Origin of the sequence: Agromyces salentinus (assembly GCF_009749395.1) — a bacterium.
GTDB lineage: Bacteria > Actinomycetota > Actinomycetes > Actinomycetales > Microbacteriaceae > Agromyces > Agromyces salentinus.
Genome location: NZ_WBIR01000001.1, coordinates 387789 through 412146 on the forward strand (window position 1 = coordinate 387789; position 24358 = coordinate 412146).

General features: G+C 70.6%; 21 protein-coding genes. 12 read left to right on the forward strand and 9 right to left on the reverse strand.

All coding sequences use genetic code 11. From position 1 onward, the window contains the following. Positions 1 to 34: 34 nt before the first annotated feature. The 3 genes from GQQ95_RS01875 to GQQ95_RS01885 all read right to left on the reverse strand — a co-directional run bounded on the left by GQQ95_RS01875 (position 35) and on the right by GQQ95_RS01885 (position 4544). A complete protein-coding gene (locus GQQ95_RS01875) occupies positions 35 to 943 on the reverse strand; it encodes an ROK family protein (protein WP_170296927.1) in 909 nt (302 codons plus the stop codon). Beyond that, positions 940 to 3531, reverse strand: a complete 2592-nt coding sequence (locus GQQ95_RS01880) for a glycoside hydrolase family 2 protein (RefSeq protein WP_157425923.1) — start codon at positions 3529 to 3531, stop codon at positions 940 to 942. Before GQQ95_RS01880 ends, GQQ95_RS01875 begins: the two co-directional genes overlap by 4 nt. Before the next feature lie 146 nt (positions 3532 to 3677). After that, positions 3678 to 4544: a LacI family DNA-binding transcriptional regulator gene (locus tag GQQ95_RS01885; protein WP_157425924.1), complete on the reverse strand. Its 867-nt coding sequence runs from the start codon at positions 4542 to 4544 to the stop codon at positions 3678 to 3680. A gap of 110 nt (positions 4545 to 4654) precedes the next feature. Here GQQ95_RS01885 and GQQ95_RS01890 point away from each other — a divergent pair, with 110 nt between their 5' ends. From GQQ95_RS01890 to GQQ95_RS01925, 8 genes are all read left to right on the forward strand, one after another. Further along, positions 4655 to 5872, forward strand: a complete 1218-nt coding sequence (locus GQQ95_RS01890; RefSeq protein ID WP_157425925.1) for an ROK family transcriptional regulator — start codon at positions 4655 to 4657, stop codon at positions 5870 to 5872. Positions 5873 to 6028: 156 nt separating this feature from the next. Then, the gene (locus tag GQQ95_RS01895; RefSeq protein WP_157425926.1) at positions 6029 to 7327 is read left to right on the forward strand and encodes an ABC transporter substrate-binding protein; all 1299 of its coding nucleotides are present in this window, start codon (positions 6029 to 6031) and stop codon (positions 7325 to 7327) included. A gap of 257 nt (positions 7328 to 7584) precedes the next feature. After that, positions 7585 to 8457 (forward strand): carbohydrate ABC transporter permease, encoded by an 873-nt coding sequence (locus GQQ95_RS01900; RefSeq protein ID WP_157426135.1) that lies wholly within the window; start codon positions 7585 to 7587, stop codon positions 8455 to 8457. Beyond that, positions 8454 to 9278: a carbohydrate ABC transporter permease gene (locus GQQ95_RS01905; RefSeq protein WP_157425927.1), complete on the forward strand. Its 825-nt coding sequence runs from the start codon at positions 8454 to 8456 to the stop codon at positions 9276 to 9278. Before GQQ95_RS01900 ends, GQQ95_RS01905 begins: the two co-directional genes overlap by 4 nt. Before the next feature lie 26 nt (positions 9279 to 9304). Then, the gene (locus GQQ95_RS01910; RefSeq protein WP_157426136.1) at positions 9305 to 10708 is read left to right on the forward strand and encodes a GH1 family beta-glucosidase; all 1404 of its coding nucleotides are present in this window, start codon (positions 9305 to 9307) and stop codon (positions 10706 to 10708) included. A gap of 4 nt (positions 10709 to 10712) precedes the next feature. Further along, entirely contained in the window at positions 10713 to 11474 is a 762-nt protein-coding gene (locus tag GQQ95_RS01915) for an alpha/beta hydrolase (RefSeq protein ID WP_157425928.1), read from the forward strand. A 69-nt stretch (positions 11475 to 11543) separates the two neighbouring features. Next, entirely contained in the window at positions 11544 to 12968 is a 1425-nt protein-coding gene (locus GQQ95_RS01920; protein WP_157425929.1) for a glycosyl hydrolase, read from the forward strand. Between the two features lie 91 nt (positions 12969 to 13059). Further along, entirely contained in the window at positions 13060 to 14796 is a 1737-nt protein-coding gene (locus GQQ95_RS01925) for an ABC transporter ATP-binding protein (protein WP_157425930.1), read from the forward strand. 48 nt (positions 14797 to 14844) lie between these two features. On the opposite strand, the gene GQQ95_RS01930 is transcribed toward GQQ95_RS01925, so the two are convergent. Continuing rightward, positions 14845 to 15927 (reverse strand): sensor histidine kinase, encoded by a 1083-nt coding sequence (locus GQQ95_RS01930; protein WP_157425931.1) that lies wholly within the window; start codon positions 15925 to 15927, stop codon positions 14845 to 14847. Then, positions 15920 to 16606 (reverse strand): VanSc-type vancomycin resistance response regulator transcription factor VanR, encoded by a 687-nt coding sequence (gene vanR-Sc, locus GQQ95_RS01935; RefSeq protein ID WP_157425932.1) that lies wholly within the window; start codon positions 16604 to 16606, stop codon positions 15920 to 15922. The genes GQQ95_RS01930 and vanR-Sc overlap by 8 nt, the downstream gene beginning before the upstream one ends. Before the next feature lie 87 nt (positions 16607 to 16693). Between vanR-Sc and GQQ95_RS01940 the strand changes: the two genes are divergently transcribed. From GQQ95_RS01940 to GQQ95_RS01955, 4 genes are read left to right on the forward strand one after another with little or no spacing between them, the layout of a single operon-like run. Further along, positions 16694 to 17350, forward strand: a complete 657-nt coding sequence (locus tag GQQ95_RS01940) for a D-alanyl-D-alanine carboxypeptidase family protein (protein WP_157425933.1) — start codon at positions 16694 to 16696, stop codon at positions 17348 to 17350. Beyond that, on the forward strand, positions 17347 to 17910 hold the full coding sequence (locus GQQ95_RS01945; RefSeq protein ID WP_157425934.1) for a VanZ family protein: 564 nt from the start codon (positions 17347 to 17349) through the stop codon (positions 17908 to 17910). Before GQQ95_RS01940 ends, GQQ95_RS01945 begins: the two co-directional genes overlap by 4 nt. A gap of 51 nt (positions 17911 to 17961) precedes the next feature. Continuing rightward, the gene (locus GQQ95_RS01950; RefSeq protein ID WP_157425935.1) at positions 17962 to 18597 is read left to right on the forward strand and encodes a hypothetical protein; all 636 of its coding nucleotides are present in this window, start codon (positions 17962 to 17964) and stop codon (positions 18595 to 18597) included. A 3-nt stretch (positions 18598 to 18600) separates the two neighbouring features. Next, a complete protein-coding gene (locus GQQ95_RS01955) occupies positions 18601 to 19374 on the forward strand; it encodes a hypothetical protein (protein ID WP_157425936.1) in 774 nt (257 codons plus the stop codon). Between the two features lie 63 nt (positions 19375 to 19437). Here GQQ95_RS01955 and GQQ95_RS01960 read toward each other — a convergent pair whose 3' ends face one another. The 4 genes from GQQ95_RS01960 to GQQ95_RS01975 form a co-directional block, all read right to left on the reverse strand. After that, positions 19438 to 20493 carry an ABC transporter permease gene (locus tag GQQ95_RS01960; protein WP_157425937.1) on the reverse strand — a complete coding sequence of 352 codons (1056 nt, stop codon included), beginning with the start codon at positions 20491 to 20493 and terminating at the stop codon, positions 19438 to 19440. Next, a complete protein-coding gene (locus tag GQQ95_RS01965; protein ID WP_157425938.1) occupies positions 20490 to 21584 on the reverse strand; it encodes an ABC transporter permease in 1095 nt (364 codons plus the stop codon). The genes GQQ95_RS01960 and GQQ95_RS01965 overlap by 4 nt, the downstream gene beginning before the upstream one ends. Continuing rightward, the gene (locus GQQ95_RS01970; protein ID WP_157425939.1) at positions 21581 to 23212 is read right to left on the reverse strand and encodes a sugar ABC transporter ATP-binding protein; all 1632 of its coding nucleotides are present in this window, start codon (positions 23210 to 23212) and stop codon (positions 21581 to 21583) included. The genes GQQ95_RS01965 and GQQ95_RS01970 overlap by 4 nt, the downstream gene beginning before the upstream one ends. Positions 23213 to 23343: 131 nt before the next feature. Further along, positions 23344 to 24339 carry an ABC transporter substrate-binding protein gene (locus GQQ95_RS01975; protein WP_157425940.1) on the reverse strand — a complete coding sequence of 332 codons (996 nt, stop codon included), beginning with the start codon at positions 24337 to 24339 and terminating at the stop codon, positions 23344 to 23346. Positions 24340 to 24358: the final 19 nt, after the last annotated feature.

Genomic DNA, 24358 nt, shown 5'->3' on the forward strand with positions numbered 1-24358 from the left:
TCCTTCGACGGTGCGCCCGGTGGGCGGTGACGGTTCAGCCGGCGGCTGCGAGCGAGTCGGTGCGCGCGAATGCCCCGTTGCGCGCGAGGTGGAGGGCGCCCAGCACGCCCGAGTGGTCGCCGAGGGCGGGCGCGACGACGAACGCGTCGACCTCGGTCGACGGGTGCCCGGCACCCAGGGCTCCGTTGACCTCCCGGCGCATCGCGGCGCGTGCGCCGGTGAGCATCCCCTCGATCTTCAGGACCCCGCCGCCGAGCACGATGCGCTGGGGCACGAGCGAGTACAGCACCGTGGCGAGCAGCTGGCCGAGGTAGGACGACTCGATCTGCACGGCCCGGGCGTGGTCGGCGCCGAGCGCTCGGGTGGACCGACTCCACCGCGCGGCCATCGCCGGGCCGGACGCCAGTCCCTCGACGCAGTCGCCGTGGAACGGGCAGACGCCGGGGAAGTCGTCATCGGGATGGCGCCGAACGGGAAGGTGCCCCATCTCGGGATGCCCGACACCGGACACGGGGGTGCCCGACAGGATCGCGCCGACGCCGATGCCGGTGCCCACCGTCACGTACGCGACATCCGACACGCCGCTCGCGGCGCCGTAGGCGGACTCGCCGATCGCCGCACCCGTGACGTCGGACACCAGGGTCATCGACCGATGCGGTCCGATCAACTCGGCGAGGGAGGTGCCCGCCCACCCCGGCTTCGTGGTCGCCGTGATGCGGCCGCGGCCTGGCGAGGACGGGTCCAGGTCCAGCGGACCGAACGAGGCGACGCCGACGGCGTCGACACGGCGCCCCCGTTCGCCGAGGAACGCACGGATGCGTTCCCCCGCGCCATCCGGTGCGCCCGTCGGGAACTCGATGACCTCCACGAGCCGGCTCGGCGTCGCCTCCTCGGCGACCGCGCAGATGATCTTCGTGCCACCGGTCTCGATGCCGGCGATCACCCCCGACGCTCCGGAGCGGTGTCGTTCGCCGCACGCAGCATGGCGCCGCCCGGGGCGAGGACCGACGCGTCCACGGCCGGGACGCCGCCACCGGCGCGCGCGCGCACGGTGAAGACATGCTCCTCCCCCGGCAGCAGGGTGACCAGCTGGTCGTCGGCGATCAGGGCATCGCCCGGGAGGCCGGCGAGGTCGGCGAGGCGGTCGGTGAACAGGCACAGGTCGAGCAGCAGCGTCTCGGCCCGCACGGTCACGGCGACGGAATCGCCGCGCCGCTCGACGCTCGCGGACCATCGCGCCCGAGGCAGCGCGGCAACGCGGTCGGGCACGAACAGCCAGCTCGCGCGGTGCCCGTCGGAGTCGGCCACGAGGATCGAGTCGGTCGGGTCCTCGGGGCTCGCGAGCGCGGCACCGAACCGGGCGCGGGCGTTCAGGCCCGGCTCAGCCCGCAGCTCGAGGACCTCGGATGCCATCTCGCGGCCGTCGAGGGCGAGTCGGCGAACGCGCACCGAGGCGTTCCAGGGCTCGGCGGCGTCGTTCACCGCGACCAGGTCGAGCCCGCCGTCGCCCGTCGGGTCCTGCGTGCCGCCCGGGCGGACCGGCTGGATCGTGAGCAGCCGCGGCGCGAAGGACCGGCGGAGCGCGAACCACAGCGGCTTCTCGATGCCGTCGGAATCGACGGCCGACCAGCTGAGCACGGGCCAGCAGTCATTGAGCTGCCAGATGATCACGCCCGCACCGCGGTCACGGCTGCGGAGCCATTCCGTGCCGACCCGCTCGGCGCGCGCCTGCACGAGCTGGGTGTGGAACAGCCAGTCGTCCTCGCCGTCGGGCGTGGGGAAGTGCGGCTGCACGCCACGCGCGAGCTTGTGCATGCCCTCGGATGCACGCATGTGATGCGCCACCTGGGGGTTGGCGGGCAGCAGCGGCCCCTCGGTCACGGCCTTGCGCAACGTGGTGGCGGCCGGCGGGGCGCACCAGCCCATCTCCGAGACGAAGGCGGGATCGCTCGCACGGTACTCCGTGAAGTCGCGGTTGTTCCAGATGTCCCACAGGTGGCTGGGCCCCGAGGCGTGGTCGTTCGCGTTCGCTCCCGGGATCGTCGACCACGGGCTGTTCGGGAGGTACGGGCGCGTGGGGTCGAGCTCGGCGACGATCGCGGGCAGGAGATCGGTGTAGAAGCCCTCGCCCCAGGTGCGGTGCTCGCCGAGGAGGTCCTCCCAGCCCCACTCCTCATGGCCCCACACGCACTCGTTGCCGCCGCACCAGACCGCGACCGAAGCGTGGCTGGAGAGCCGGGCCACCGCCTGCTCGGCCTCGGTGCGGATGAGCTCCGCCATGCCGCCGGTCTCGTCGTAGCCGGCGCAGGCGAAGAGGAAGTCGTGCCAGACGAGGATGCCGCGCCGGTCGCAGCCGTCGAGGAACTCCTCGGTGGCGAAGTAGCCGCCGCCCCAGATGCGGAGGAGGTTCGCATTGCCGTCCACGGCCTGGTCGAGGCGCTGCGAGAGGCGATCGGCGGTGACCTCGGCGATGAAGGGGTCCTCGGGGATCCAGTTGTAGCCCCGGATGCGGATCCGGCGCCCGTTGACGACGATGGCCCACTGCTCGCCCGCGGCATCAGGGGTCGCGACCGTCTGCACGGAGCGCACGCCGATCGCGTGCTGCCGGCTGTCCAGCGGAGCGCCCTCGGCTCCGAGAAGCTCGACCGTCAGCTCGTAGAGGGGCTGGTCGCCGTAGCCGACCGGCCACCACAGCTGCGGATCCACGAGTTCGAGCGGGACCGTCGTGTCGGCGCCGCCGTCGGCGACCGCGCCATCGGCCCGCGCCACGAGCTCGCCGCTCGGGTCCCGGAGGGTGGCGACGATGCGTGCCCCGCCGGATGCCGCGGCCTCCGCGAGCTCCGCCCGGACGACGACGTCGACGCGCGCGGAGCGGTGGTCGTCGGCGAGCGCGACCAGCGGGCGCACGTGCTCGATGCGGCCCGTCCATGTCTCGATCGCGATGGGCTGCCAGATGCCCGCCGTGATGTAGTGCGGCCCCCAGTCCCAGCCGAAGTTGCAGGCGCTCTTGCGGATGTACGGGTAGGGCTCGTCGTAGGGCGTCGGGAGCGGCCCGAAGGTCCGCTCCCGCTCGGCGGCGGCCGCCCAGGCCGATTCGAAGACCACCTCGATCCGGTTCGTGCCCTCGACGAGGTGCCGCCGGACGTCCCAACGGTGGCGGATGTGCTGGTCGTCGGTGGTCGCGACGACCTCCCCGTTGAGCATCACGGTCGCCACGGTGTCCAGGCCGTCGGCCACGAGTTCGGTCACGCCGTCGGCGGGGCGCCACTCGAACGAGCGCGAGTAGCTCCACCGTGAGTGGCCGATCCACATCTGGTCCCGCTCGCGCAGGGCGACATCCGGATCCTCCAGCAGGCCCGCGCGGAGGAGGTCCGTGTGCACCTGGCCCGGCACGAGGGCCTCGACCGAGAGGCTGCGCAGCTCGTCGGGTGCTCCCTCCCCCGCGTCGATGAGGCGAAGGTGCCAGGCACCGCCGAGGTCCGTCCGGTCGAGGAGGACGGCGGGCGCGCTTGCGTGATCGAGAAGGGTCATGTGGTTGCTCCTGATGGCCCGGCCAGGGCGTTCGGCCGGCGGGACCTGCGTCGGTGCATGGCCCGTCGGCGGACTGGTGGGACGGCGTTGTACTCGGATCAGGATGCCGACACCGTTTCCCCGTGTCAAGGGCTTACATGATTAATTTATGAAATGGACGCCGGTGCACCGGTCGTCGATCGCTGCACGAGCGCGGCCCGATCGGCGCGCACCATCCCGGGCGTCGCACCCTCGATCGCGCGGACGATCGAGCGCGCCGCGAGCTCTCCGACGCCCTGGACGTCGTGGCTCATCGCGGACAGCGGCGGCATCGCCAACTGGCAGAGTGCCGAGTCGTCCCACGCGAGGAGCGAGAGCTCGGCCGGGACCGCGATGCCCCGCTCCTGGGCGGCCCTGAGCCCGCCGATCGCCATGAGGTCGTTGTCGAACACGATCGCGGTGGGCCTCGGTTCGCGCTCGACGAGGGACAGCACGGCCTCGAACCCCGATCGCTCCGAGTAGTCGCCCTCGACGCGCACGCGCTCGAGGCCCAGGTCGCCGGCGGTCGCGTCGAAGCTGGCGCTGCGGATCAGGGTGTGCGACATGGCGGACGGGCCCGAGACGTGCGCGAGGCGGGCATGGCCGAGGCCGGCGAGATGGCGCACGGCGTCGGCCATCGCGAGGTCGTCCTCGGTCCAGACGGTCTCGAGGCCGCCCCCGGAGACGGGGTCGCTGATCGCCACGGCCGGCAGGCCGAGCCTCCGGACGAGCGCGATGCGCGGGTCTCCGGGCGACAGGTCGGCCAGGAGGACCCCGGCCACGTGGCCGTCACTCGCCCACCGCTCGTAGCAGGCCATCTCCTCGTCGCGCGTCGGCAGGACGTGCAGGAGCACCGCCCGACCGAGCGGACGGAGCACCCGTTCGGCGCCGGCGACCAACTCGTGGAAGTACGGCTCGTCGCCGAGCACCTCGGACGGACGGGCCAGCACGAGGCCGATCGGACGGGGCTGAGCGACCCCTGCGTCGATGTCCATGACTCCCTCTCGGCTGCGGCGCGCGCCGTGCGCCGCGGATCCTCAACTAACCTACTTGCATCCACGCCGCCCCGTCCGGGGGCGGCCGAGCTCGAATCGAGAGTGCACCCATGGCGCGACGCGAGACCGCTGCCGGCCCGGGCAGCCGTGCGCTCGTCGTCGACCTGATCCGTTCATCGGGCCCCATCAGCAGGGTCGAGCTGACGGAGGCGACCGGGCTGACCCAGCCGTCGATCTCCAACATCGTGCGCCGCCTCATCGACGACGGCGTGGTCCGTGAGACGGGCGCCACGATCGCCACGGGCGGCAAGCCCCGCACGCTCCTGACCATCAACTCGCGCGCCGTCTTCGGCATCGGCATCCAGCTGGGCGTCGAGAACGCCGTCTGCATCGCGACCGACACGACCGGAGGCGTCTTCGGACGCCAGTTGCTCGACGGCGCCGGCTCCGGCGAACCGCAGCAGGTGATCGAGCGGCTCGCCCGCGACTACCGGGGATTCCTGGCCGGCCTCGGCATCGACGAGACCCGCGTCGCGGGGCTCTCGATCGTCACCCCGGGACCGATCGACCTGCAGCGGGGCCTCGTCATCGGCCCGCCCTCGATGCAGCGATGGGTCGACTTCCCCCTGCGGGACGCCCTCGCCGAGCTCGTCTCGGTGCCGGTCCTGGTCGACAACGACTCGGCGGCCTCGGCACTCGGCGAGTTCTGGAGCCGGCAGATCTCCCGCGACGCCACGTACGCCTGCATCTACATGGGCAGCGGCATCGGCGCCGGCATCGTCGCGGGCGGCGCGCTCTACCGCGGCGCCTCCTCGAACCCGGCCGAGCTCGGCCACATCTCGATCGACGCCGCGGGCATCGAGTGCTTCTGCGGCAACCGCGGATGCCTCGAGCGCTACGCCGCGCCGCCCGCGGTCGTCGCCGCCGCCCGAGCGCATGCCGCGCTGAGCAGGGAGCTGGGCCTCGACGCCGACACGGAACGGTCGTTCGACTCGATCGCCCGCGCCGCCGTGCAGGGACATCCTGCGGCGCTCGAACTGGTCGAGGCATCCGCGGGGCAGTTGGCGGTGGCCACGTTGAGCCTGGCCAACCTCTTCGACATCGATCGCATGACCCTCGCGGGATGGGGCTTCGCCATCGCCGGCTCGATCTACGCCCGCGCGATCCGGAACGCACTCGACCAGCGCGCGTTCGCACGCCGCGCGCACTCCGTGACCGTCGAGCTCTCGAGCAATCCCCGTGACACCGCCGCCGTCGGGGCGGCCGCCCTGATCCTGCAGAGCTCGCTCGCGCCCGGCCATGGCCCGAGCATGATCCGGTCGCACTGACGCGTGCTCGACCCGAGGTTCCGGCTCATGTATCTCATTTACATAAATTACTAATGTAAGTCTTGACATCCCCGTGAACGCCGTTCACTCTTGTCACTGCGGATCGATCGATCCCTTCTGCACCTGTCGACGAAGACATCGAGGAGACACCAGACCATGGCAACGAAGCATCTGCTGGCCACCGGCGCGCTGAGCGCCGTCGCGGCCCTTCTGCTGGCCGGCTGTTCAGCCGCCGGCGACGGCGGCGGCAGCGACGGCGAGATCGCGGGCGAGATCACCGTGCTGACCAACCGCACCGACCTCGTCGACACGCTCTTCGCCGAGTACGGCGCGACGTTCGAGGAGAAGTACCCCGGCACCACGGTCAAGTTCGAGGGCATCACGAACTACGACCAGGACGTCACGACCCGCCTCGCGGGCGGCTCCGCCGGCGACGTCCTCGCGCTGCCCAACGGCCTCACCGAGGGCCAGATCACCGAGTTCTTCGAGCCGCTCGGCTCGACCGAGGAGCTCGGCGAGAAGTACCGGTTCGCAAGCGAGTACTCCTACGACGGCGACACCTACGCGATCTCGGTCGGCGGCGTCGCCTCCGGCATGGTCGTGAACCAGCGGGTCTGGGCCGACGCCGGCATCACCGAGCCGCCGACCACGCCCGAGGACTTCCTCGCCGGTCTGAAGGCCATCAAGGCGAACAGCCCCGAGACCGTGCCGTACTACACGAACTACAAGGACGGCTGGCCCGTCACGTTCTTCGACAACGAGCGCGCGATCCTCGGCGACCCCGACATCCTCGAGGCCTGGCCCGAGGACCCGGCACTCTGGGAAGAGGGCAAGTACGCCTACATCGCCGACGGGCTCCTCTTCGACATCGTGCACGAGGGCCTCTCCGAGGAGGACCCGCTCACGACGAACTGGGAGCAGTCCAAGCCCGACCTCGCCGAGGGCAAGATCGCCTCGATGCTCCTCGGCTCCTGGGCCGTTCCCCAGATGAAGGCCGCTGCCGAGGAGATCGGCGCCGACCCCGCCGACATCGCGTTCTGGCCGTTCCCATACCAGACCGACGGCACGTTCCACTCGAAGATCGCCGGCGACCGCGCGAGCGCGATCGCCTCCAACTCCTCCAACAAGGCGACCGCGAAGGCGTGGCTCGACTGGTTCATCGAGGAGTCCGGCTTCGCCGAGAGCCAGGGCTCGATCCCCGTGCCCAAGGACAGCGCGCTCCCCAAGGAGATCGAGGACTTCGCCGCGACCGGCGTCGAACTGCTCGAGCTGAACGCCGCCGGCGAGAACGCCGGCAAGGAGGCCGAGATCTACAAGCTCGCCGAGATCGACGGCACCATCTACCGCCAGCAGCTCATCGACGTCGCCCGCGGAGCGGCCGACGGCGACTGGGAGTCGTTCACGGCAGACCTCAACGAGCGCTGGGGCACGGCGCAGGCCGACGTCATGGGCTGACCCGCCCTCGATCCCTCGCGTCTTCGCGACCCCTCGACCGGCCGGCCCCGTCACCATCCGGGCCGGCCGGTCCCCACCTTCCGCCAGCACCACTCGCTCCCTCCGCACGACGAGGTGCGACACCGAAACGGACCAGCGTGACCACGACGAAATCCAATCCGCTCGGAAGCGGCGCCCCCAGCGCCGCGTTCGCGCGACTTCGCGGCATCCGCGATCCCGACGCCCCCGACGGCGGCGGGCCACCGAGCCGGCGGCGCATGAAGCTCCGCAGCGTCAACCGACTCACGCCCTGGCTCTACTCCGCGGCGGCCCTCATCCTCCTGATCACCTTCACCTACATCCCGGTGGCGAACATGATCGGGTATAGCTTCACCGACTGGGACGGCCTCAGCCGCGAGCGCGACCTGGTGGGCCTCGACAACTACGTCAAGGTGTTCACCGATCCGCGGTACTGGCAGGTCTTCCTGGTCAGCATGTACTACTTCGTCGCCTCGTTCGCGCAGATCGCGATCGCGCTGTACTTCGCGACCGTGCTCTCCTTCAAGACGCGGTTCCGCAACTTCTTCAAGGGCGTGCTCTTCTTCCCGTACCTGCTGAACGGCGTCGCGGTCGGATTCGTCTTCCTGTACCTGTTCCAGCCGGGCGGCACGCTCGACCTGGTGCTCGGGTTCTTCGGCGTGCAGGACACGCCGCTCTGGCTGGGAGACCCGGACATCGCGAACTTCTCCCTCGCGAGCACCTCGGTCTGGCGGTTCACGGGCCTCACGTTCGTGCTCTTCCTCGGCGCCATCCAGTCGATCCCCGGCGAACTCTACGAGGCCGCCGAGATCGACGGCGCCAACCGCTGGCAGCAGTTCCGGTTCATCATCGCCCCCGGCATCAAGCGCATCATCAGCCTGTCCTTCATCCTCGCGATCTCCGGAAGCCTCTCCGTGTTCGAGATCCCGTTCGTGATGACGAACGGCGCGAACGGCACGTCGACCTTCGTGATCCAGACCGTGCAGACGGCCTTCTACTTCCAGCGCGTGGGACTCGCCTCGGCGATGGCCGTGGTGCTGCTCCTCATCGTGCTGGTCATCACCTGGATCCAGCGCCGAATGGTCCCAGACGAGGATGTGACGCTCTCATGAAACGCGCGCTCGCCAACACCGGCAAGTACACCTCGCTCATCGCCGCGACGCTCGTCGTCCTGGTCCCGCTGCTCGTCGTGCTGTTCGCGTCGTTCAAGACCCGCGGCGAGTACGGATCGAGCGGCCCGCTCGACCCGCCGTCCGACTGGTTCAACGTCGAGAACTTCATCGTCGCGTTCACGAGCGGGCGCATGGCGCTCGGGTTCTGGAACACGGGCCTGATCCTCGTCGTCTCGCTCATCGGCACGATCATCATCGGCACGATGACGGCGTACGCCCTCGACCGCTTCGACTTCCGCGGCAAGCGGCTGGTGTTCTTCCTGTTCCTCGCGGCGACCCTCGTGCCGGGCGTGACGACGCAGGTGGCGACGTTCCAGATCGTGAAGGGACTCGGCCTCGTCAACACCCCGTGGTCGGCGATCATCCTCTACATGGGGACCGACATCATCTCGATCTACATCTTCGTGCAGTTCATGCAGTCGATCCCGAAGTCCCTCGACGAGGCGGCGCTCGTCGACGGGGCGTCCCGGTTCCTGATCTATCGCAAGATCATCCTGCCGCTGCTCGCCCCGGCCATCGCGACCGTCGTCATCATCAAGGGCATCGGCATCTACAACGAGTTCTACATCCCATTCCTGTACATGCCGAGCCGCGACCTCGCGGTCATCTCGACGGCGCTGTTCAACTTCAAGGGACCCTACGGCGCGAACTGGGAGGTCATCGCGGCGGGCACCATGATCGTCATCATCCCGACCGTCATCGTGTTCCTCGCCCTCCAGCGCTGGATCTACAACGGCGTCACCGCCGGGGCCACCAAGTGAGCGCAGCGCCGGCACGCGGCATCCGGATGCTGCCTCCCGACGTCCTGCTCGGCACCGCGACCGCCGCGTACCAGGTCGAGGGGGCGGCGGCCGAGGACGGCCGCGGACCCTCGATCTGGGACACCTTCAGCCACGCGCCCGGACGCGTGCTGAACGGCGACACCGGCGATGTCGCGTGCGACCACTACCACCGGTGGGAGGCTGACCTCGACCTGATGGCCGAGCTGGGCGTCCAGGCGTACCGGTTCTCGATCTCCTGGTCGCGGGTGCTCCCGACCGGGCGCGGCGCGGTGAACCCGCGCGGGCTGGAGTTCTACGACCGGCTGGTCGACGGGCTCGTCGCGCGGGGCATCGCGCCCATCGCGACGCTCTACCACTGGGACCTGCCGCAGGCCCTCGAGGACGCGGGCGGCTGGACGAGCCGCGACACGGCGTACCGCTTCGCGGAGTTCGCCGGCGTCGCGGCCGGCGCGCTCGGCGACCGCGTGCACACCTGGCTCACGCTGAACGAGCCCTGGTGCGCCGCCTTCCTGGGCTATGCCGCCGACGTCCATGCGCCGGGTCGGGACGACCCGGCCGCGGGCCTCGCGGCGGCGCACCACATGAACCTCGGACACGGGCTCGCGGTCCCCGAGCTGCGCCGGCTCAGCACGGGGTCGCCCGATGTGTCGGCCACCCTCAACGTGCACCTCGTCAAGCCCGCTCCCGGCGCCTCGACCGAGGCCGTCGACCGCATCGACCGGGTCGGCAACCAGGTCTGGCTCGGTCCGATGCTGCGCGGCGCATACCCCGCCGAGCTCTTCGCGGACACCGCGGCGGTGACCGACTGGGCGTTCGTGCACGACGGCGACGAGCGCCAGGCGCGGCAGCCGCTCGACCTGCTCGGGCTCAACTACTACCTGCCGATGGTGGTGCGCATGCCCGGCGAGGGGCCGGCGGATTCGCCCGCCCACGGCATCGCGGGCAACCCGTGGCCGGGCAGCGGCCACGTCGAGTTCATCCAGCCCGACGGACCGACCACGGCGATGGGCTGGGCCATCGACCCCGACGGCCTCGAGGAGCTGCTCGTGAAGATGCACGCCGACACCGGCCTGCCCCTCATGATCACCGAGAACGGCGCCGCGTTCCGCGACGAGCTCGTCGACGGCCGCGTGGCCGACGGCGAGCGCATCGCGTTCCTCGAAGCCCATTTCGCGGCGGCGTCCCGCGCGATCGAGCGCGGCGTCGACCTGCGCGGCTACCTCGTCTGGTCGCTCCTCGACAACTTCGAGTGGGCGTTCGGCTACGACCGGCGGTTCGGCATCGTGCACGTCGACTACGAGACCCAGGTGCGCACGCCGAAGGACAGCGCGCGCTGGCTCGCCGGTCAGATCGCCGCCGGGCGGGAACAGCGCTCCGGCGCGGACCGCACGCCGTTCGTCGCGGGGTAACCCCGTGGCGCTCCTCCAGTGCTCCTTCCACTCCGAGGTGCTCGGCATGGCGACGAGGGCGACCGTCATCCTGCCGGACCCCGTCCGGCATCCGGCTCCCGTCCGGCAGCGTCACGGCGGCGGGACGCCGGTGCTGTACCTGCTGCACGGCATGGGCGACGACGATTCCGCGTGGACGCGTCGCACGTCGATCGAGCGCCACGTCGAGGCGTACGACCTCGCCGTCGTCATGCCGGGCGTCGATCGCAGCTACTACACCGACCAGGCCGTGGGGCACGACTACTGGACGTTCGTCAGCGAGGAGCTGCCCGCGCTCGTGACCGCCTGGTTCCGGGTGTCCGACGCCCCGTCGGACACGTTCGTGGCGGGGCTCTCGATGGGCGGCTACGGCGCCTTCAAGTGGGCCCTGCGGAGACCGGGCTCGATCGCGGCCGCCGCGAGCCTCTCGGGCGGCCTCGACGCCACCGCGAGGCACGCCTCACCGGAGTGGCGCGCGACCTTCGGTTCGCGGGAGCGTGCGCGCGAGCACGGCGACGACCTGCTCGCGCTCGCACGGTCGATGGCGGATGCCCCGAGCCCGCCGCTCCTCCAGTGGTGCGGCACGGAGGACCCGAACCTCGAGGAGAACCGGCGCTTCCGCGACGGGGCGCTCGCCGCCGGCCTGCCCCTCGAGTACGACGAGGGCCCCGGGGGCCACGAATGGTCCTGCTGGGACGCGCAGATCCGCCGGGTGCTCGACTGGCTGCCGCTGCGAACCCGACCCTGACCCCGTCGCCATCCGGTGACGGAGCGCTCGCGCACCCGCCCGAGCGGACGAAGAACGGAAGGAACAACGATGAAGTTGCGACACCGACCGATGACGATGGCGCTGCTCGGCACCCTCGTCCTGGCAGGCCTCGCGGCCGGAAGCCTCGTGCAGCCGCCTTCGGCGGAGGCCTTTCCGGCCAGCTCGAAGGCCGCCGTCCTGAACTACCTGAGATCGATCACGGGAACGAGCATCGTCTCCGGCCAGCACAACAAGGAGCCCGCGAGCGCGCCCGCGCAGTACACCCAGCAGGTCAAGGACATCACCGGGCAGTACCCGGGCCTCTGGGGCGGCGACATGATGTTCCGCTCCGATGACATCAACAATCGGCAGCGCGTGATCGACCAGGCCAAGACCGAGTGGGCGAACGGCTCGCTCGTGACCCTGACCTGGCATGCCTGCTCGCCCACCGTCGCGAGCACCTGCGAGTTCACCGGCGGCGTCAACACGAGCATCAGCGCCGCGCAGTTCTCCGACATCGTCACCGGCGGCACCGCGCTCAACACGACCTGGCGTCAGCGCATGGCCGCGGTCGTGCCCTACCTGCGGCAGCTGAAGGACGCCGGCATCCCGGTGCTCTGGCGGCCCTTCCACGAGATGAACGAGACCTGGAACTGGTGGGGCGGCCGATCGGGCGTCAACGGCGGGGCCAAGATCTACCAGCAGATGCGCGACTACTTCGACAGCCAGGGACTCGACAACCTGATCTGGGTCTGGAACGTGCAGGACAACCCCGCCGGCGGCTGGGCGAACTACTACCCCGGCAGTTCCTACGTCGACGTCGTCTCGCTCGACGCCTGGTACAAGAACCACCCGAGCGCCGCCGACTACCAGCAGATGCAGGCCATCGCCGGGAGCAAGCCCATCGCGATCGCCGAGATGGGCAAGGTCCCCGATGCCTCGCTGCTGACGAACCAGCCGCGGTGGAGCTACTTCATGGTGTGGTCGGAGCAGCTGCGTGCGAACAACTCGAACACCGAGATCCAGAACGCGTACTTCAACCCGCGCGTGCTGAACCAGGGCGAGGTGAACCTCGGCGGGGGGACCACGCCGCCGCCGGCTCGCACGGGCGCGATCGTCGGCCTGGCCGGCAAGTGCGTCGACGCCGCCGGCTCGGGAACCGCCAACGGCACGGCGGTGCAGCTGTACACGTGCGCGCCCGGGGTCGCCCAGACCTGGACGATCGGTGCCGACGGCACCATCCGCAACCCGAACTCGGGCCGGTGCCTGGACGTCGCGGGCCAGGGCACGACGAACGGCAGCGTGCTCCAACTCTGGGACTGCAATGGCAGCGGCGCCCAGTCGTGGACGTACGAGAGCGCGACCCAGCGGCTGCGGAACCCGCAGTCCGGCCGATGCCTCGACGTGACCGGGCAGAACTCGGCGGACGGCACGCGCCTGCAGATCTGGGACTGCACGACCTCGGCCAACCAGCGCTGGACGCTCCCCACCTGATCGATCGGCGGGGGCCGCGCCATGCGGTCCCCGCCACTCCCCCGGCGGAGCGGTCCCCTGCTCCTCCGCGGCATCCGAAAGGCGACGACACATGACGACGATCCGCGAGGGCCGTGCGCTCGACCCCACCCGGCTGCTGCGGAGCGGCCTGCGTCCGGTGCGCGGCCGGCTCGTGACCGCGATCGTCGCCTTCGTCGTGAAGGACAGCCCCCTGTGGATCCTGCCGATCGTCACGGCCTCGGTCATCGACACCCTCGTCGCCGGGCGCGGTGCGTCGGCGCTGCTCCTGCCGGCCGGGCTTGCCGCGGCGGCGATCCTCGCGAACGTCCTCGCGAACTCGGTGTACGTGCGCGCCTACTCGTTCGCGGTGCGCCAGTTCGGGGCTCGGCTGCGGGAGTCGCTCGCGGGCCGGCTGCAGCAACTGTCGATCGGGTACCACGCGCGATCGAGCGCCGCGGTGATGCAGACGAAGGTGGTCCGCGACGTCGAGAACGTCGAGCTGATGCTGCAGCAGTCGTTCGGTCCGGTGCTGAGCGCGATCACCATCCTCATCGGCGCCGGCGTCGCGACCGCCGTCCGGGTGCCGCAGTTCCTGCCGGTCTTCGCGCTCACCGTCCCACTTGCCGTCGGGCTCATCATCTGGCTCCGGCGCCGCACCGGACCCAGCAACGAGGCCTTCCGACGCAGCGTGGAGCAGATGTCCTCCCGGGTGAGCGAGATGTCCTCCCTCCTGGAGGTGACGAGGGCGCACGGCCTCGAGGAGGTGTCGGTCCGCCGCGTGGTCGACACCTCGAACGACGTGCAACGGGCCGGCATGTCGCTGGACCGCCTCAACGGTCGCTTCGGTGCCCTGTCATGGAGCAGCTACCAGCTCCTGACCCTCGGATGCCTCTTCGGGGCCGCCCTCGTCTCGATCTCGGGACTCGTGGCGATCAGCGTCGGCGACGTGGTGCTGCTGAGCTCCTACTTCTCGCTGCTGACGGGCTCGATCAGCTCGGCATTCCAGGTGGCGCCCATCGTCACCAAGGGCCTCGAGTCGCGGCGCTCGATCACCGACGTGCTGCTCGAGCCGGACGTCGAGCACAACGACGGCAAGCGGCAGGTCCTGACGGTGAACGGCACCATCGACTTCGTCGCGGTCGACTTCGACTACGGGTCGGGCCGCGTCATCGACGGCCTCTCGCTGTCGATCGCGGCCGGCGAGACGGTGGCGTTCGTCGGGCCCTCGGGGTCCGGGAAGTCGACGCTCGTGAACCTGGCGCTGGGCTTCCTCCGTCCGGTGCGCGGGCGCATCCTCCTCGACGGCGTCGACATCGACACGCTCGACATGCGCACGGCGCGGCGCTTCATGTCGGTCGTGCCGCAGGACTCCGTGCTGTTCCGCGGGACGATCCGGGAGAACGTCGCGTACGGCATGGACGACGTCTCCGACGCACGCCTCGCAGAGGCGCTGCGCGACGCCAACGCGACCTTCGTCTTCGACCTGCCAGACGGCTGGGAAACCTCGGTCGGCGACCGAGGCGCCCAGCTCTCGGGCGGCCAGCGCCAGCGGCTCGCGATCGCCAGGGCCCTCATCCGCGATCCCGAGATCCTGATCCTCGACGAGGCGACCGCCGCCCTCGACCCCGAGACGCAGGCCGACGTGCAGGACGCGATCGAGCGCCTGACCGCCGACCGCACCACGCTCGTCGTGGCGCACCGGCTGAGCACCATCCGCAGGGCCGACCGCATCGTCGTGCTCGACGCCGGTCGCATCGCCGAGTCGGGAACCCACGACGAACTCGCCGCGGCCGGCGGGATCTACGCGCGACTGCTCGCCCAGCAGTAGCGGCGCGCCCCGCGCAGGCGGCAGGCTCGCCGCAAGCCGCCACTGCGCCTACGTCGCCGCCGGGAACTCCACGCTCACCCGGAGGCCGCCGTCGGCACGCGGCGCGATGCTGAGCGTCCCGTCGTGGGCGGTCGTGATGCTCTTCACGATCGCGAGGCCGAGGCCGACGCCCGTGTCCTCGGCATGGATGCGCTCGGTGCCGCGCTGGAACGGCTCGGTGAGCGTCGCGACGAGTTGGGGGGCGAGCTGCCGTCCGGTGTTCTCCACCGTCAGCACCGCCATCCGGCCGCGCACGGCGGTGCTGATCCACACGGTGCCGCCCTCGGCCAGGTTGTGCACGATCGCGTTGTGCAGGAGGTTCGTCGTCAACTGCTGCAGGAGGGCCGGCGACCCCACGGTCGGGGCGAGCTCGCCCGAACCCCGGATCGCGACCCCGCGGTGCTCGGCGACGGCGAGCAGGATCTCGGCGGACTCCTCGGCCATGAGCGAGAGGTCGACCGGCTCACGGGCGAACGAGCGCTGGTCGGCACGGCTGAGCAGGAGGAGCGCCTCGGTGAGCTCGATCGCCCGCGCGTTGACCACGTGGAGGCGGTGGATGAGCTCGTCCGTCACGCTGCCGGGATCGCTGCGCGCGACCTCGAGCAGGGTCTGCGTGATGGCCAACGGCGTGCGCAGCTCATGCGACGCATTGGCGGCGAAGCGCTGCTGTTCGGCCACCTGCGCCTCGAGCTTCGCGAGCATCGCGTCGAAACTGTCGGCGAGCTCGCGGAACTCGTCGGTGCGACCGGGCATCTCGATGCGATGCGCCAGCGATCCGTTCGCGGCCCGGCGCGTGGCATCCGTGATCCTCGAGAGCGGTGCGAGCATGCGGCCCGCGAGGACCCAGCCGCCGAGCAGGCCGAAGGCGAGCAGGAAGAGCAGGGCCCAGCCCGCCGGCGGCACGAAGGCCCGCACGAGGTCGCCCCGGTTGGGGATCGCCGGGCCGGGTCCCGTGTAGGGGCCCGTGGGCACGTAGCGCAGGAGGAAGACCCACACGATCGCGAGCAGGAGGATGCCCGCGACCATGAGGAACCCCGCGTAGCTGAGGGTCAGCTTGAGCCGGACGCTGAGCCCCGGCCGACGCCTAGGCATGCCGGCCGCCCGGGTCGGCCCCGTCGTCGATGCGGTACCCGACGCCCGGCACCGTGGCGATCACCCACGGCTCGCCGAGGCGCTTGCGGAGGGCCGAGACCGTGATGCGCACCGCGTTCGTGAACGGGTCGGCGTTCTCGTCCCAGGCCCGCTCGAGGAGCTCCTCGGCGCTGACGACCCCGCCCTCGGCGGCGACGAGCACCTCGAGCACGGCGAACTGCTTACGGGTCAGGGCGACGTAGCGGCCCTCGCGGTACACCTCGCGGCGGAAGGGATCCAGTCGCAGCCCGGCCATCTCGCGCACCGGCGGCCGGCTGTGCGCGCGACGACGATCGAGCGCCCGGAGCCGCAGCACGAGTTCGCGCAGTTCGAACGGCTTCGTGAGGTAGTCGTCGGCCCCGAGTTCGAACCCCGATGCCTTGTCGTCGAGCCGATCGGCCGCGGTGAGCATCAGGATCGGCATGCCGCTGCCCGACGCGACGATGCTCGCGGCGACCTCGTCACCGGAGGGCCCCGGGATGTCGCGGTCGAGCACCGCGAGGTCGTAGGCGTTGACCGCCAGCAGCTCGAGCGCGCTGTCGCCGTCGCCCGCGATGTCGGCCGCGATCGCCTCCAGCCGGAGTCCGTCGCGAATGGCCTCGGCCAGGTACGGCTCGTCCTCCACGATCAGCACGCGCATGGTGCCCATGCTACGAACCCGGCCATATCGCCGGCGTATCGAAACTCGCATACGCCGTGGCAACACGCGGCCGCCTTGACTGGCGGCATGACTCGAACCCACCCACCGGCCCGGACGGCGCGTCGCCTGCGCCCGCTCCTGCTCCTCGGGCCGGTCGTCGCGATCGCGCTGCTCGCCGTCGCGATCTCCGCGCCGCGCTCCGACTCCTCGTCGGCCTCGCCGTCCGCCGCTGACGGCTCGTCCGTCGACCTCGCGCCGCCCGCTCAGCCGTCACGGGGCGATGGCGACGATGCGGACGACGGCGACGGGCGCCTCGCCGACGGCGTGACCGTCTTCGACGACGTGGCGGCACTCGCGAACCTCGACCCCGGGCTCCTCGCGGCGCTGCGCCTGGCGGCGACCGATGCCGGAGACGAGGGAATCGCGTTCATGCTGAACAGCGGCTGGCGCTCGCCGGAGTACCAGGACGAGCTGCTCCGCGAGGCCATCGCCGAGTACGGCTCGGCGGAGGAGGCCGCCCGATGGGTGGCGACCGCAGGGACCTCGCCGCACGTGTCGGGCGACGCCGTCGACCTGGGGCAGGTCGACGCGGTGGACTGGCTGTCGCAGCACGGGGCCGCGTACGGCCTCTGCCAGGTGTACGACAATGAGCCGTGGCACTGGGAGCTGCGCCCCGATGCCGTCACGAGCGGATGCCCCGCCACCTACGCCGACCCCACCGAGGACCCGAGGATGCGACGATGACCCGGATCCGATGGCTGATCGCCGGATTCGCGGTCTACCTCGCACTGCTCGCCTGGATCGTGCTCTGGAAGCTCGAGCCCCCGTACGTCGGCGAAGGCGGGCTGCGTCACGTCAAGCTCGTGCCGTTCGTCCGCACCGCCGAGGACGGCGCGAGCGCGCCGGCCGAGGTGCTCGCGAACCTCCTGCTCTTCGTGCCGTTCGGCCTCTACCTCGGCCTCCTCCGGCCGCTGGCGCCGTGGTGGCGGCTCGCCGGCGTGTTCGCCGCGTCGAGCCTCCTCCTCGAGGCAGCCCAGTACCTGCTCTCGATCGGGAGCACCGACCTCACCGACGTCATCGTCAACACCGCGGGCGGCCTCGCCGGACTCGGCCTGTCCGCCCTCGCGCGGCGCTCGTTCCGGGAACGCGCGGGCATCGTGATGGCGCGGGTGTGCGCGGTGGTCACCGTGTCACTGCTCGTGGCATCGGCGGCGTTCATCGCCTCGCCGATGCACTACGCGCCCCTCCGCGACGTCCGGGTACCGCTGGACTCGGCGCCCGACGGGCGGGGGCCCCACCACTAGTCTTGGTCGCATGTGCGCTCGCCCGGTGACCACGAACCCGATGAGCCGCGCGTGAGGGCGGCGTCCGGCGGTGCGGGGGCGGCTCGCCCGGCCCGTCTCGCCGGTGTCGCCGCGGCCGCCCTGCTGTGCGCGAGCCTCGGCGGCTGCGCGGTGAACGCCGGAAGCGCCGCGAGCGACCGCTTCGACGCGGCCATGGCCGGCGTCGAGGGCGTCGTGCTCGCCGATGCCCGGATCTCGAACGACCTCCCGTTCAGCGGGTCCGGTTCCCTGGTGCTCTGGCTGGATCCCGACGCCGAGCGCGACGACCTCGTCGCCGCAGTCGATCGCGCGCTGGCCTTCGATGCGGGCCCGGGCGTGAACGTCCGGAGCGTCATCGTCGGGTTCGGCGAAGGCGAGGTGTCGCCCCTCGACGGCGGGTTCGAGCAGGGCGTGTCGGTGGAGTTCCCGCGCGAGACCTCGGCCGACGAGGTCGTCGACCAGGTGATCGCCTTCGACGGCGACCCCGACCTCTCCTGGCTCGACGCGACCTTCCGGGAGATCGACCTCGCGGTGGCGGAGGGGGCGGATGCCTGTGCCGTGATCGCCCGCGTCCAGCAGGCGCTGGGCGTGGCCGATGTGGAGAAGATCGACGCGTGGAGCCCCGACGACGGCTCGATCGACCCGGCCACCTGCTCAGGGGGGCGTTGAGCCGTGGCATCCGTCATCGGGGCTCCCCATCGATCGAACAGCCTGCGCCGCCGGGCGGCCGGCGACGCCGCCGCCTACGCCTGGCGAAGGACGGGCGGCGAGTGGCCCTTCCTCGAGCGCGTCGGGCACACCGCCTGGGTGCCGCAGCTGCTGGTGAACCTGTTCGCACTCGTGGCGCTGGTCGGCGTCGCCGCGTCGTGGCTCGTACGCTCGATCAGCGCGGGCATCAGCCTCGGCTGGGACGCGCAGCTCGACGGCGGCCCGGTGAGGGCCATGAGTCTCTCGGGTCCGGCCTGGATGTACGGGCTGGTCGGCGTCGTCATCCTCGCGATCGCGGTGGGCGGGATTCCGTACGTCGTGAAGGAGACCCGCCGTCGCCGCCGTCCGTCCCCCATCCTGCGGCTCCGCCCCGAATCCCTGACCGTGCACACGACCCGTGCCGTCGCGCACGGAACCCGCCGCGCGAAGCCCCGGCTCCGCGAGGTCGAGACGACGTTCGACTGGCGCGACGTCGAGGCCGTCGAGGCGAGCACCGACCGCGGCGATGCACGACCGACGCTGGTCGTCCGCCGTGCCCCGGCATCCGACCTGGGCATTCCGGTGCCGCCCGCCGACGGAACGACGGGGTTCGCCCGCATCCGCATCCGCGGCGACGCCCGCGACGTGCCGGTGCTCGCCCACTACCTGGCGAAGGCCCGGCGGCGCCGTGAGCTCGGCACTCCCGAGTCCCTGCTCGTCGCCGAGCGCCTGTCGACCGCTCCGACCTCGGCCCGCTGAGGAGCACGACGAAGGGCGGATGCCACGCGGCATCCGCCCTCGCTCGTGCGCGGCGCGCTTCCGCTAGGTATGCCGCTTGGACGTCACCGCGCGCTGCAGGAGCACGAAGACGAGCAGGATGCCACCCGTGATGATGGTCGTCATCTCGGGCGGGATGCCGCCGTCGCGCGTGATGAGCACGTTCATCAGGCCGAGCACGAGCGCGCCCACGACCGATCCGAGCACGTAGCCGTACCCGCCGGTGAGCAACGTGCCGCCGATCACGGTCGCCGCGATCGCGTCGAGCTCCCACCCGATTCCGGTGATGTTCTGGGCGATGCCGAGGCGCGACGTGTAGACCACGGCGGCGATGCCGGACAGCGTTCCACTGATCACGTACACGAGCACCTTGGTCCGCGGGACCGCCAGCCCCATGAGCGCCGACGAGCTCTCGGAGCCGCCGATCGCGTACACCGTGCGGCCGGTGCGGGTGCGGTGCAGCACGAAGAACGCGATGAGCACGACGAGCAGCGCCACGATCACGCCGGGCGTGATGACGACGTCGTTGACCTTCTCGCCGTCGATCACCTTGAACTGCTCGCCGAGCCAGAGGATCGGCGATTCGTCGTCGAGCCGCTCCGGCCGGGTGCTCAGCAGCGCCGCGAGGCCGCGACCGAGGAACATCATGGCGAGCGTCGCGATGAACGGCTGCACGTTGAAGTACTGGATCAGGATGCCGCTGGCGAGGCCGATGACGGTGCCGATGAGCACCATCAGCACGATCACGACCCACGGGTTCCACCCGGCGTTCGCGAGCATCACGCCGGCGACGCTCGAGAGCGCGATGACCGAGCCGACCGAGAGGTCGATGCCGCCCGTCAGGATCACGAAGGTCATGCCCACGGCGAGGATGATCAGGTGCGCGTTGTTGATGAACAGGTTCGACAGCGTGTTGTACTGCACGATGCGGCCGTAGGCCACCTCGCCGTAGATCACCATGCCGACGAAGATGACGATGGCCGCCACGGTCGGCAGCACCGACGGGTTCGACGACACGACGCGCTTCACGCGGGCGATGAGCTTCGAGGATGCGGATGCCTCGACGGGGCCGTCGACGCGGGGGGTCTGCACGGTGGTCATGCCGTCACCTCCTGCTTCTGCTGGGTCGGCGGGACGGAGGTCGGTGCGGATGTGGGCCGTGGGGGCTTGCGCCGCTGGCTGAACCAGCTGCGCACCCGCTCGGACTGCAGCAGGCAGAGCACGACGATCACGATCGCCTTGAACGCCGGCGTCGCCGATGACGAGATGCCGAGGAACACGATGGTCTTGTCGAGCGTCGCGATGAGCAGGGCGCCGACCACGGCACCGCCGATGGAGAACTTGCCGCCGGCGAGCGAGGTGCCGCCGATGACGACCGCGAGGATCGCGTCGAGCTCCATCTGGTAGCCCGTGCGTGAGACGTCGACCGTCATCACGGTGCCGACCGACATGATGCCGGCGATGCCGGCGAGCACGGCGCTCAGGATGTACACGGTGAGCAGCAGGCCGCTGGGCTTGATGCCCGCCATGCGACTCGCCTTGGGGTTGATGCCGATCGCCTCGATCATGAGGCCGAGCGCGCTGCGGCGCACGACGAGACCGACGATGATCACGATCACGATCGCGAGGAGGAAGACCACGGGCAGGCCGACGACGAAGCCGTTCGCGATCCATCGGAACGGGTCGTTCGTGGCGGACGTGTTCTGCCCCTCGGTGATGACCTTCGCGATGCCGCGGCCCGCGAGCATCATGATGAGCGTGCTGATGAACGGTTGAAGGCCGATGTAGGCGACCAGCACGCCGTTGATCGCGCCGAGCACGGCGCTCACGAGGAGCGCGAGCCCGATGGCTCCGAGGGCGACGCCGAGCGAGCCCGACTGACCGGCATCCTTCATGAACACCATCGCGACGGCCCCGGACACCGCCATGACGGACCCGACCGACAGGTCGATGCCGCCGGTGGCGATCACGAGGGACATGCCGACGGCGATCATCAGGATCGGCGCGGAGGCCCTCAGGATGTCGACGACGTTGCCGACGAGGTTGCCGTTGACGGGGTTGACCGACAGCGCGAGGTAGTTCGGGTCCTTGAGGACGTTGAGGGCGAGGAGTGCGAAGATCGCGACCACGCCCCAGAAGTACGGCTTGCGGATGAGCTCGCGCAGCCAGTTCGTTCGAGCACCGGTGCTCATGATTCCTCCTCCGGCGCAGCGAACACGTGCGCGTTCGCGTGCGGGGCCTCGGTCGGGTTCGAACCCGCCTCGGCATCGATGATGCCACTCTCCGCCGCGGCCTCGACACCGTGCGCGGCGATGACGTCGACGACGTGCTGAGCGGTGATGGCGGGTCCGTTGACGATCTCGCCGATCTTCTGGTGATCCTTCAGGACGACGATGCGCTCGCTCAGGCGCACGACCTCCTCGAGTTCGGACGAGATGAAGACGACGGAGACGCCGCCTTCGGCGAGCTCGGCCACGGCCTCCTGGATCTCCGCCTTCGCCCCGACATCGATGCCGCGCGTCGGCTCGTCGAGGATCAGGAGCTCCGGGTTCGTCGCGAGCCAGCGGCCGAGCAGCACCTTCTGCTGGTTTCCGCCGGAGAGGTTCTTGATGAGGCGGTTCGGATCGGCGGGGCGCACGTTCAACGCGGTGATGTACTTCTCGACGAGCTCGTCCTGCTCCTTGCGCGGGATGGGACGGGCCCACCCGCGCTCGGCCTGCACGGCGAGGATCATGTTCTCGCGCACGGTGAGATCGGCGATGATGCCCTCGTCGCGGCGGTTCTCGGTCGAGAACGCGATGCGCCTGCCGAGCCCGTCGGCGGGGTTCCTGAGATCGACGCGCGTCCCGTTGAGGGTGACCTCGCCCTCGTCGGCACGATCGGCACCGTAGAGCAGCCGCGCGAGCTCGGTGCGACCGGATCCGAGGAGGCCGGCGAAGCCGACCACCTCGCCGCGGTGGACCTCGAGGTCGGTGGGCTCGATCGAGCCCTGCCGGCCGAGGCCCTTGGCGGCGAGCAGGGGCGCCTCGGCGGCGTAGTCGCGCTGCTCGACACGACGGTTGCCGCCGAGGGAGGAGAGCGTGCCGAGGTCCTTGCCGATCATCTTCGAGATCAGGGCGTGGCGGTCGAGCTCGCGGGTGAGGTACTCGCCCTCGTACTTGCCGTTGCGCAGGATCGTCAGGCGGTCGCTGATGGCGTACACCTGGTCGAGGAAGTGCGAGACGAAGAGGATGGCGACGCCCTGGTCGCGGAGCGTCCGCATGACGCGGAACAGGCCCTCGACCTCGGCCGCGTCGAGGCTCGAGGTCGGCTCGTCGAGGATCAGCACCTTCGCCTTGACCGCCATGGCCCGGCTGATCGCCACGAGCTGCTGCATCGCGATCGACAGCGTCGAGAGCGGCCGATGCGTGTCGAGGTGGTCGAGGCCGAGCCGGGCGAGCGCCTCCGTGGCGGCGGCGTGGGTCGCACGCCAGTTGACGCCGAACCCGCCGCGGATCTCGTGGCCGAGCATCACGTTCTCGCCGATCGTGAGGTTCGTGACCAGGTTCACCTCCTGGTACACGGTGGAGACGCCGGCGCTCTGCGCGTCGCGCGTGCCGTGGAACTGCCGCTCCTCGCCTCCGACGACGATCGAGCCGCCGTCGATCTTGTAGACGCCCGTCAGGGCCTTGATCAGCGTCGACTTCCCGGCGCCGTTCTCGCCCATCAGCGCGTGGACCTCGCCCTGGAAGAGGCGGAAGTCCACGCCGTCCAGCGCCTTGACGCCTGGGAACTCGATGGAGATGTCGCGCATCTCCACGATGGGCAGTGATTCACTCATGGCATTCGCATCCTGTGCTTCGGCCGCATGAGCGCGGCCGGCCTTTCAAAGGGAGCGGTGCGGGGTCGCTCGTAGCAGCAGACCCCGCACCGCGTGCGCTGCACGCCGCGCAGTGCGGCGTGGTCAGCCGATCAGTACTTGCGGTCGGCGAGCACGGCCTGAGCCGCCTCGGCCGAATCGAATGCCTCGCTCGGCACGATGATGTACGACTCCACCGTCTCGCCGTCGAGCGTCTTGTTCACGACGTCGAGCGCGGTCTCCCCGAAGAGCGGGTTGTACTCGTGCACGTAGCTGAGCTGGCCGTCGGCGAGCGCCTCCATGGCGGCCATCGTGCCGTCGATCGTCGCGATCTTGACGTCCACGCCGGGCTCGAGGCCGGCCTCTTCGACCGCCTGGGCCGCGCCGAGGCCCATCTCGTCGTTCTGCGCGAAGATGAGCTGGATGTCGTTGCCGTTCGCCTTGAGGAGCGTCTCGGTGACGCTCTTGCCCTCTTCGGCCGACCAGTTGGCGGTCTGCGCGGCGACCTGGACGAGGTCCGAGCCCTCGACGGATTCGTTCCAGCCCTCGTTGCGCTCGTTCACCACGCCGACGCCGGCGGGGCCCTCGAGCGTGATGTAGTTGCCGCCGTCCGGGAACTGCTCGACGGCCCAGGCGCCGACCTCCTTCGCGACCTCGACGTTGTCGGGAGCGATGCGGGTCACGTACAGGCTGGTGTCGTCGGGCTCGATGCCGCGGTCGAGGAGGATCACGGGGATCTCCGCCTCCTGCGCACGCTCGAGCGAGTCCTCCCAGCCGGATGCCTCGGTCGCCGACAACAGGATGACGTCGACGCCCTCGTCGACGAACGACGTGAACGCGTCGATCTGCGACTTCTGGTCGAGGTTGGTCGCGGGCGCGTACTTGAGGTCGAACCCGGCCTCCTTCGTGAAGGTGTCCTGAACGTTCGTCTCGTTCGCCTCGCGCCAGGCGCCTTCGGGCCCGACCGCCACGAAGCCGACCGTGGTGAGCTCGCCGGAATCGGCGTCCGAACCGGTGTCGCCGCCGCTCGAGCACGCGGCGAGGCCGATGCTGATCGCGCCGACGGCCGCCAGGCCGAGGAATTTCGCGAATCGCCGCTGAACTGACATGTGATCTCCTCCTTGAGAC

Bases quoted from the DNA above. Each gene is read 5' to 3' on its own strand.
- GQQ95_RS01880 (WP_157425923.1), bottom strand. From the start codon at position 3,531: ATGACCCTTCTCGATCACGCAAGCGCGCCCGCCGTCCTCCTCGACCGG.
- GQQ95_RS01885 (WP_157425924.1), bottom strand. From the start codon at position 4,544: ATGGACATCGACGCAGGGGTCGCTCAGCCCCGTCCGATCGGCCTCGTG.
- GQQ95_RS01890 (WP_157425925.1), top strand. From the start codon at position 4,655: ATGGCGCGACGCGAGACCGCTGCCGGCCCGGGCAGCCGTGCGCTCGTC.
- GQQ95_RS01895 (WP_157425926.1), top strand. From the start codon at position 6,029: ATGGCAACGAAGCATCTGCTGGCCACCGGCGCGCTGAGCGCCGTCGCG.
- GQQ95_RS01900 (WP_157426135.1), top strand. From the start codon at position 7,585: ATGAAGCTCCGCAGCGTCAACCGACTCACGCCCTGGCTCTACTCCGCG.
- GQQ95_RS01905 (WP_157425927.1), top strand. From the start codon at position 8,454: ATGAAACGCGCGCTCGCCAACACCGGCAAGTACACCTCGCTCATCGCC.
- GQQ95_RS01910 (WP_157426136.1), top strand. From the start codon at position 9,305: ATGCTGCCTCCCGACGTCCTGCTCGGCACCGCGACCGCCGCGTACCAG.
- GQQ95_RS01920 (WP_157425929.1), top strand. From the start codon at position 11,544: ATGAAGTTGCGACACCGACCGATGACGATGGCGCTGCTCGGCACCCTC.
- GQQ95_RS01925 (WP_157425930.1), top strand. From the start codon at position 13,060: ATGACGACGATCCGCGAGGGCCGTGCGCTCGACCCCACCCGGCTGCTG.
- GQQ95_RS01930 (WP_157425931.1), bottom strand. From the start codon at position 15,927: ATGCCTAGGCGTCGGCCGGGGCTCAGCGTCCGGCTCAAGCTGACCCTC.
- vanR-Sc (WP_157425932.1), bottom strand. From the start codon at position 16,606: ATGCGCGTGCTGATCGTGGAGGACGAGCCGTACCTGGCCGAGGCCATT.
- GQQ95_RS01940 (WP_157425933.1), top strand. From the start codon at position 16,694: ATGACTCGAACCCACCCACCGGCCCGGACGGCGCGTCGCCTGCGCCCG.
- GQQ95_RS01945 (WP_157425934.1), top strand. From the start codon at position 17,347: ATGACCCGGATCCGATGGCTGATCGCCGGATTCGCGGTCTACCTCGCA.
- GQQ95_RS01960 (WP_157425937.1), bottom strand. From the start codon at position 20,493: ATGACCACCGTGCAGACCCCCCGCGTCGACGGCCCCGTCGAGGCATCC.
- GQQ95_RS01965 (WP_157425938.1), bottom strand. From the start codon at position 21,584: ATGAGCACCGGTGCTCGAACGAACTGGCTGCGCGAGCTCATCCGCAAG.
- GQQ95_RS01970 (WP_157425939.1), bottom strand. From the start codon at position 23,212: ATGAGTGAATCACTGCCCATCGTGGAGATGCGCGACATCTCCATCGAG.
- GQQ95_RS01975 (WP_157425940.1), bottom strand. From the start codon at position 24,339: ATGTCAGTTCAGCGGCGATTCGCGAAATTCCTCGGCCTGGCGGCCGTC.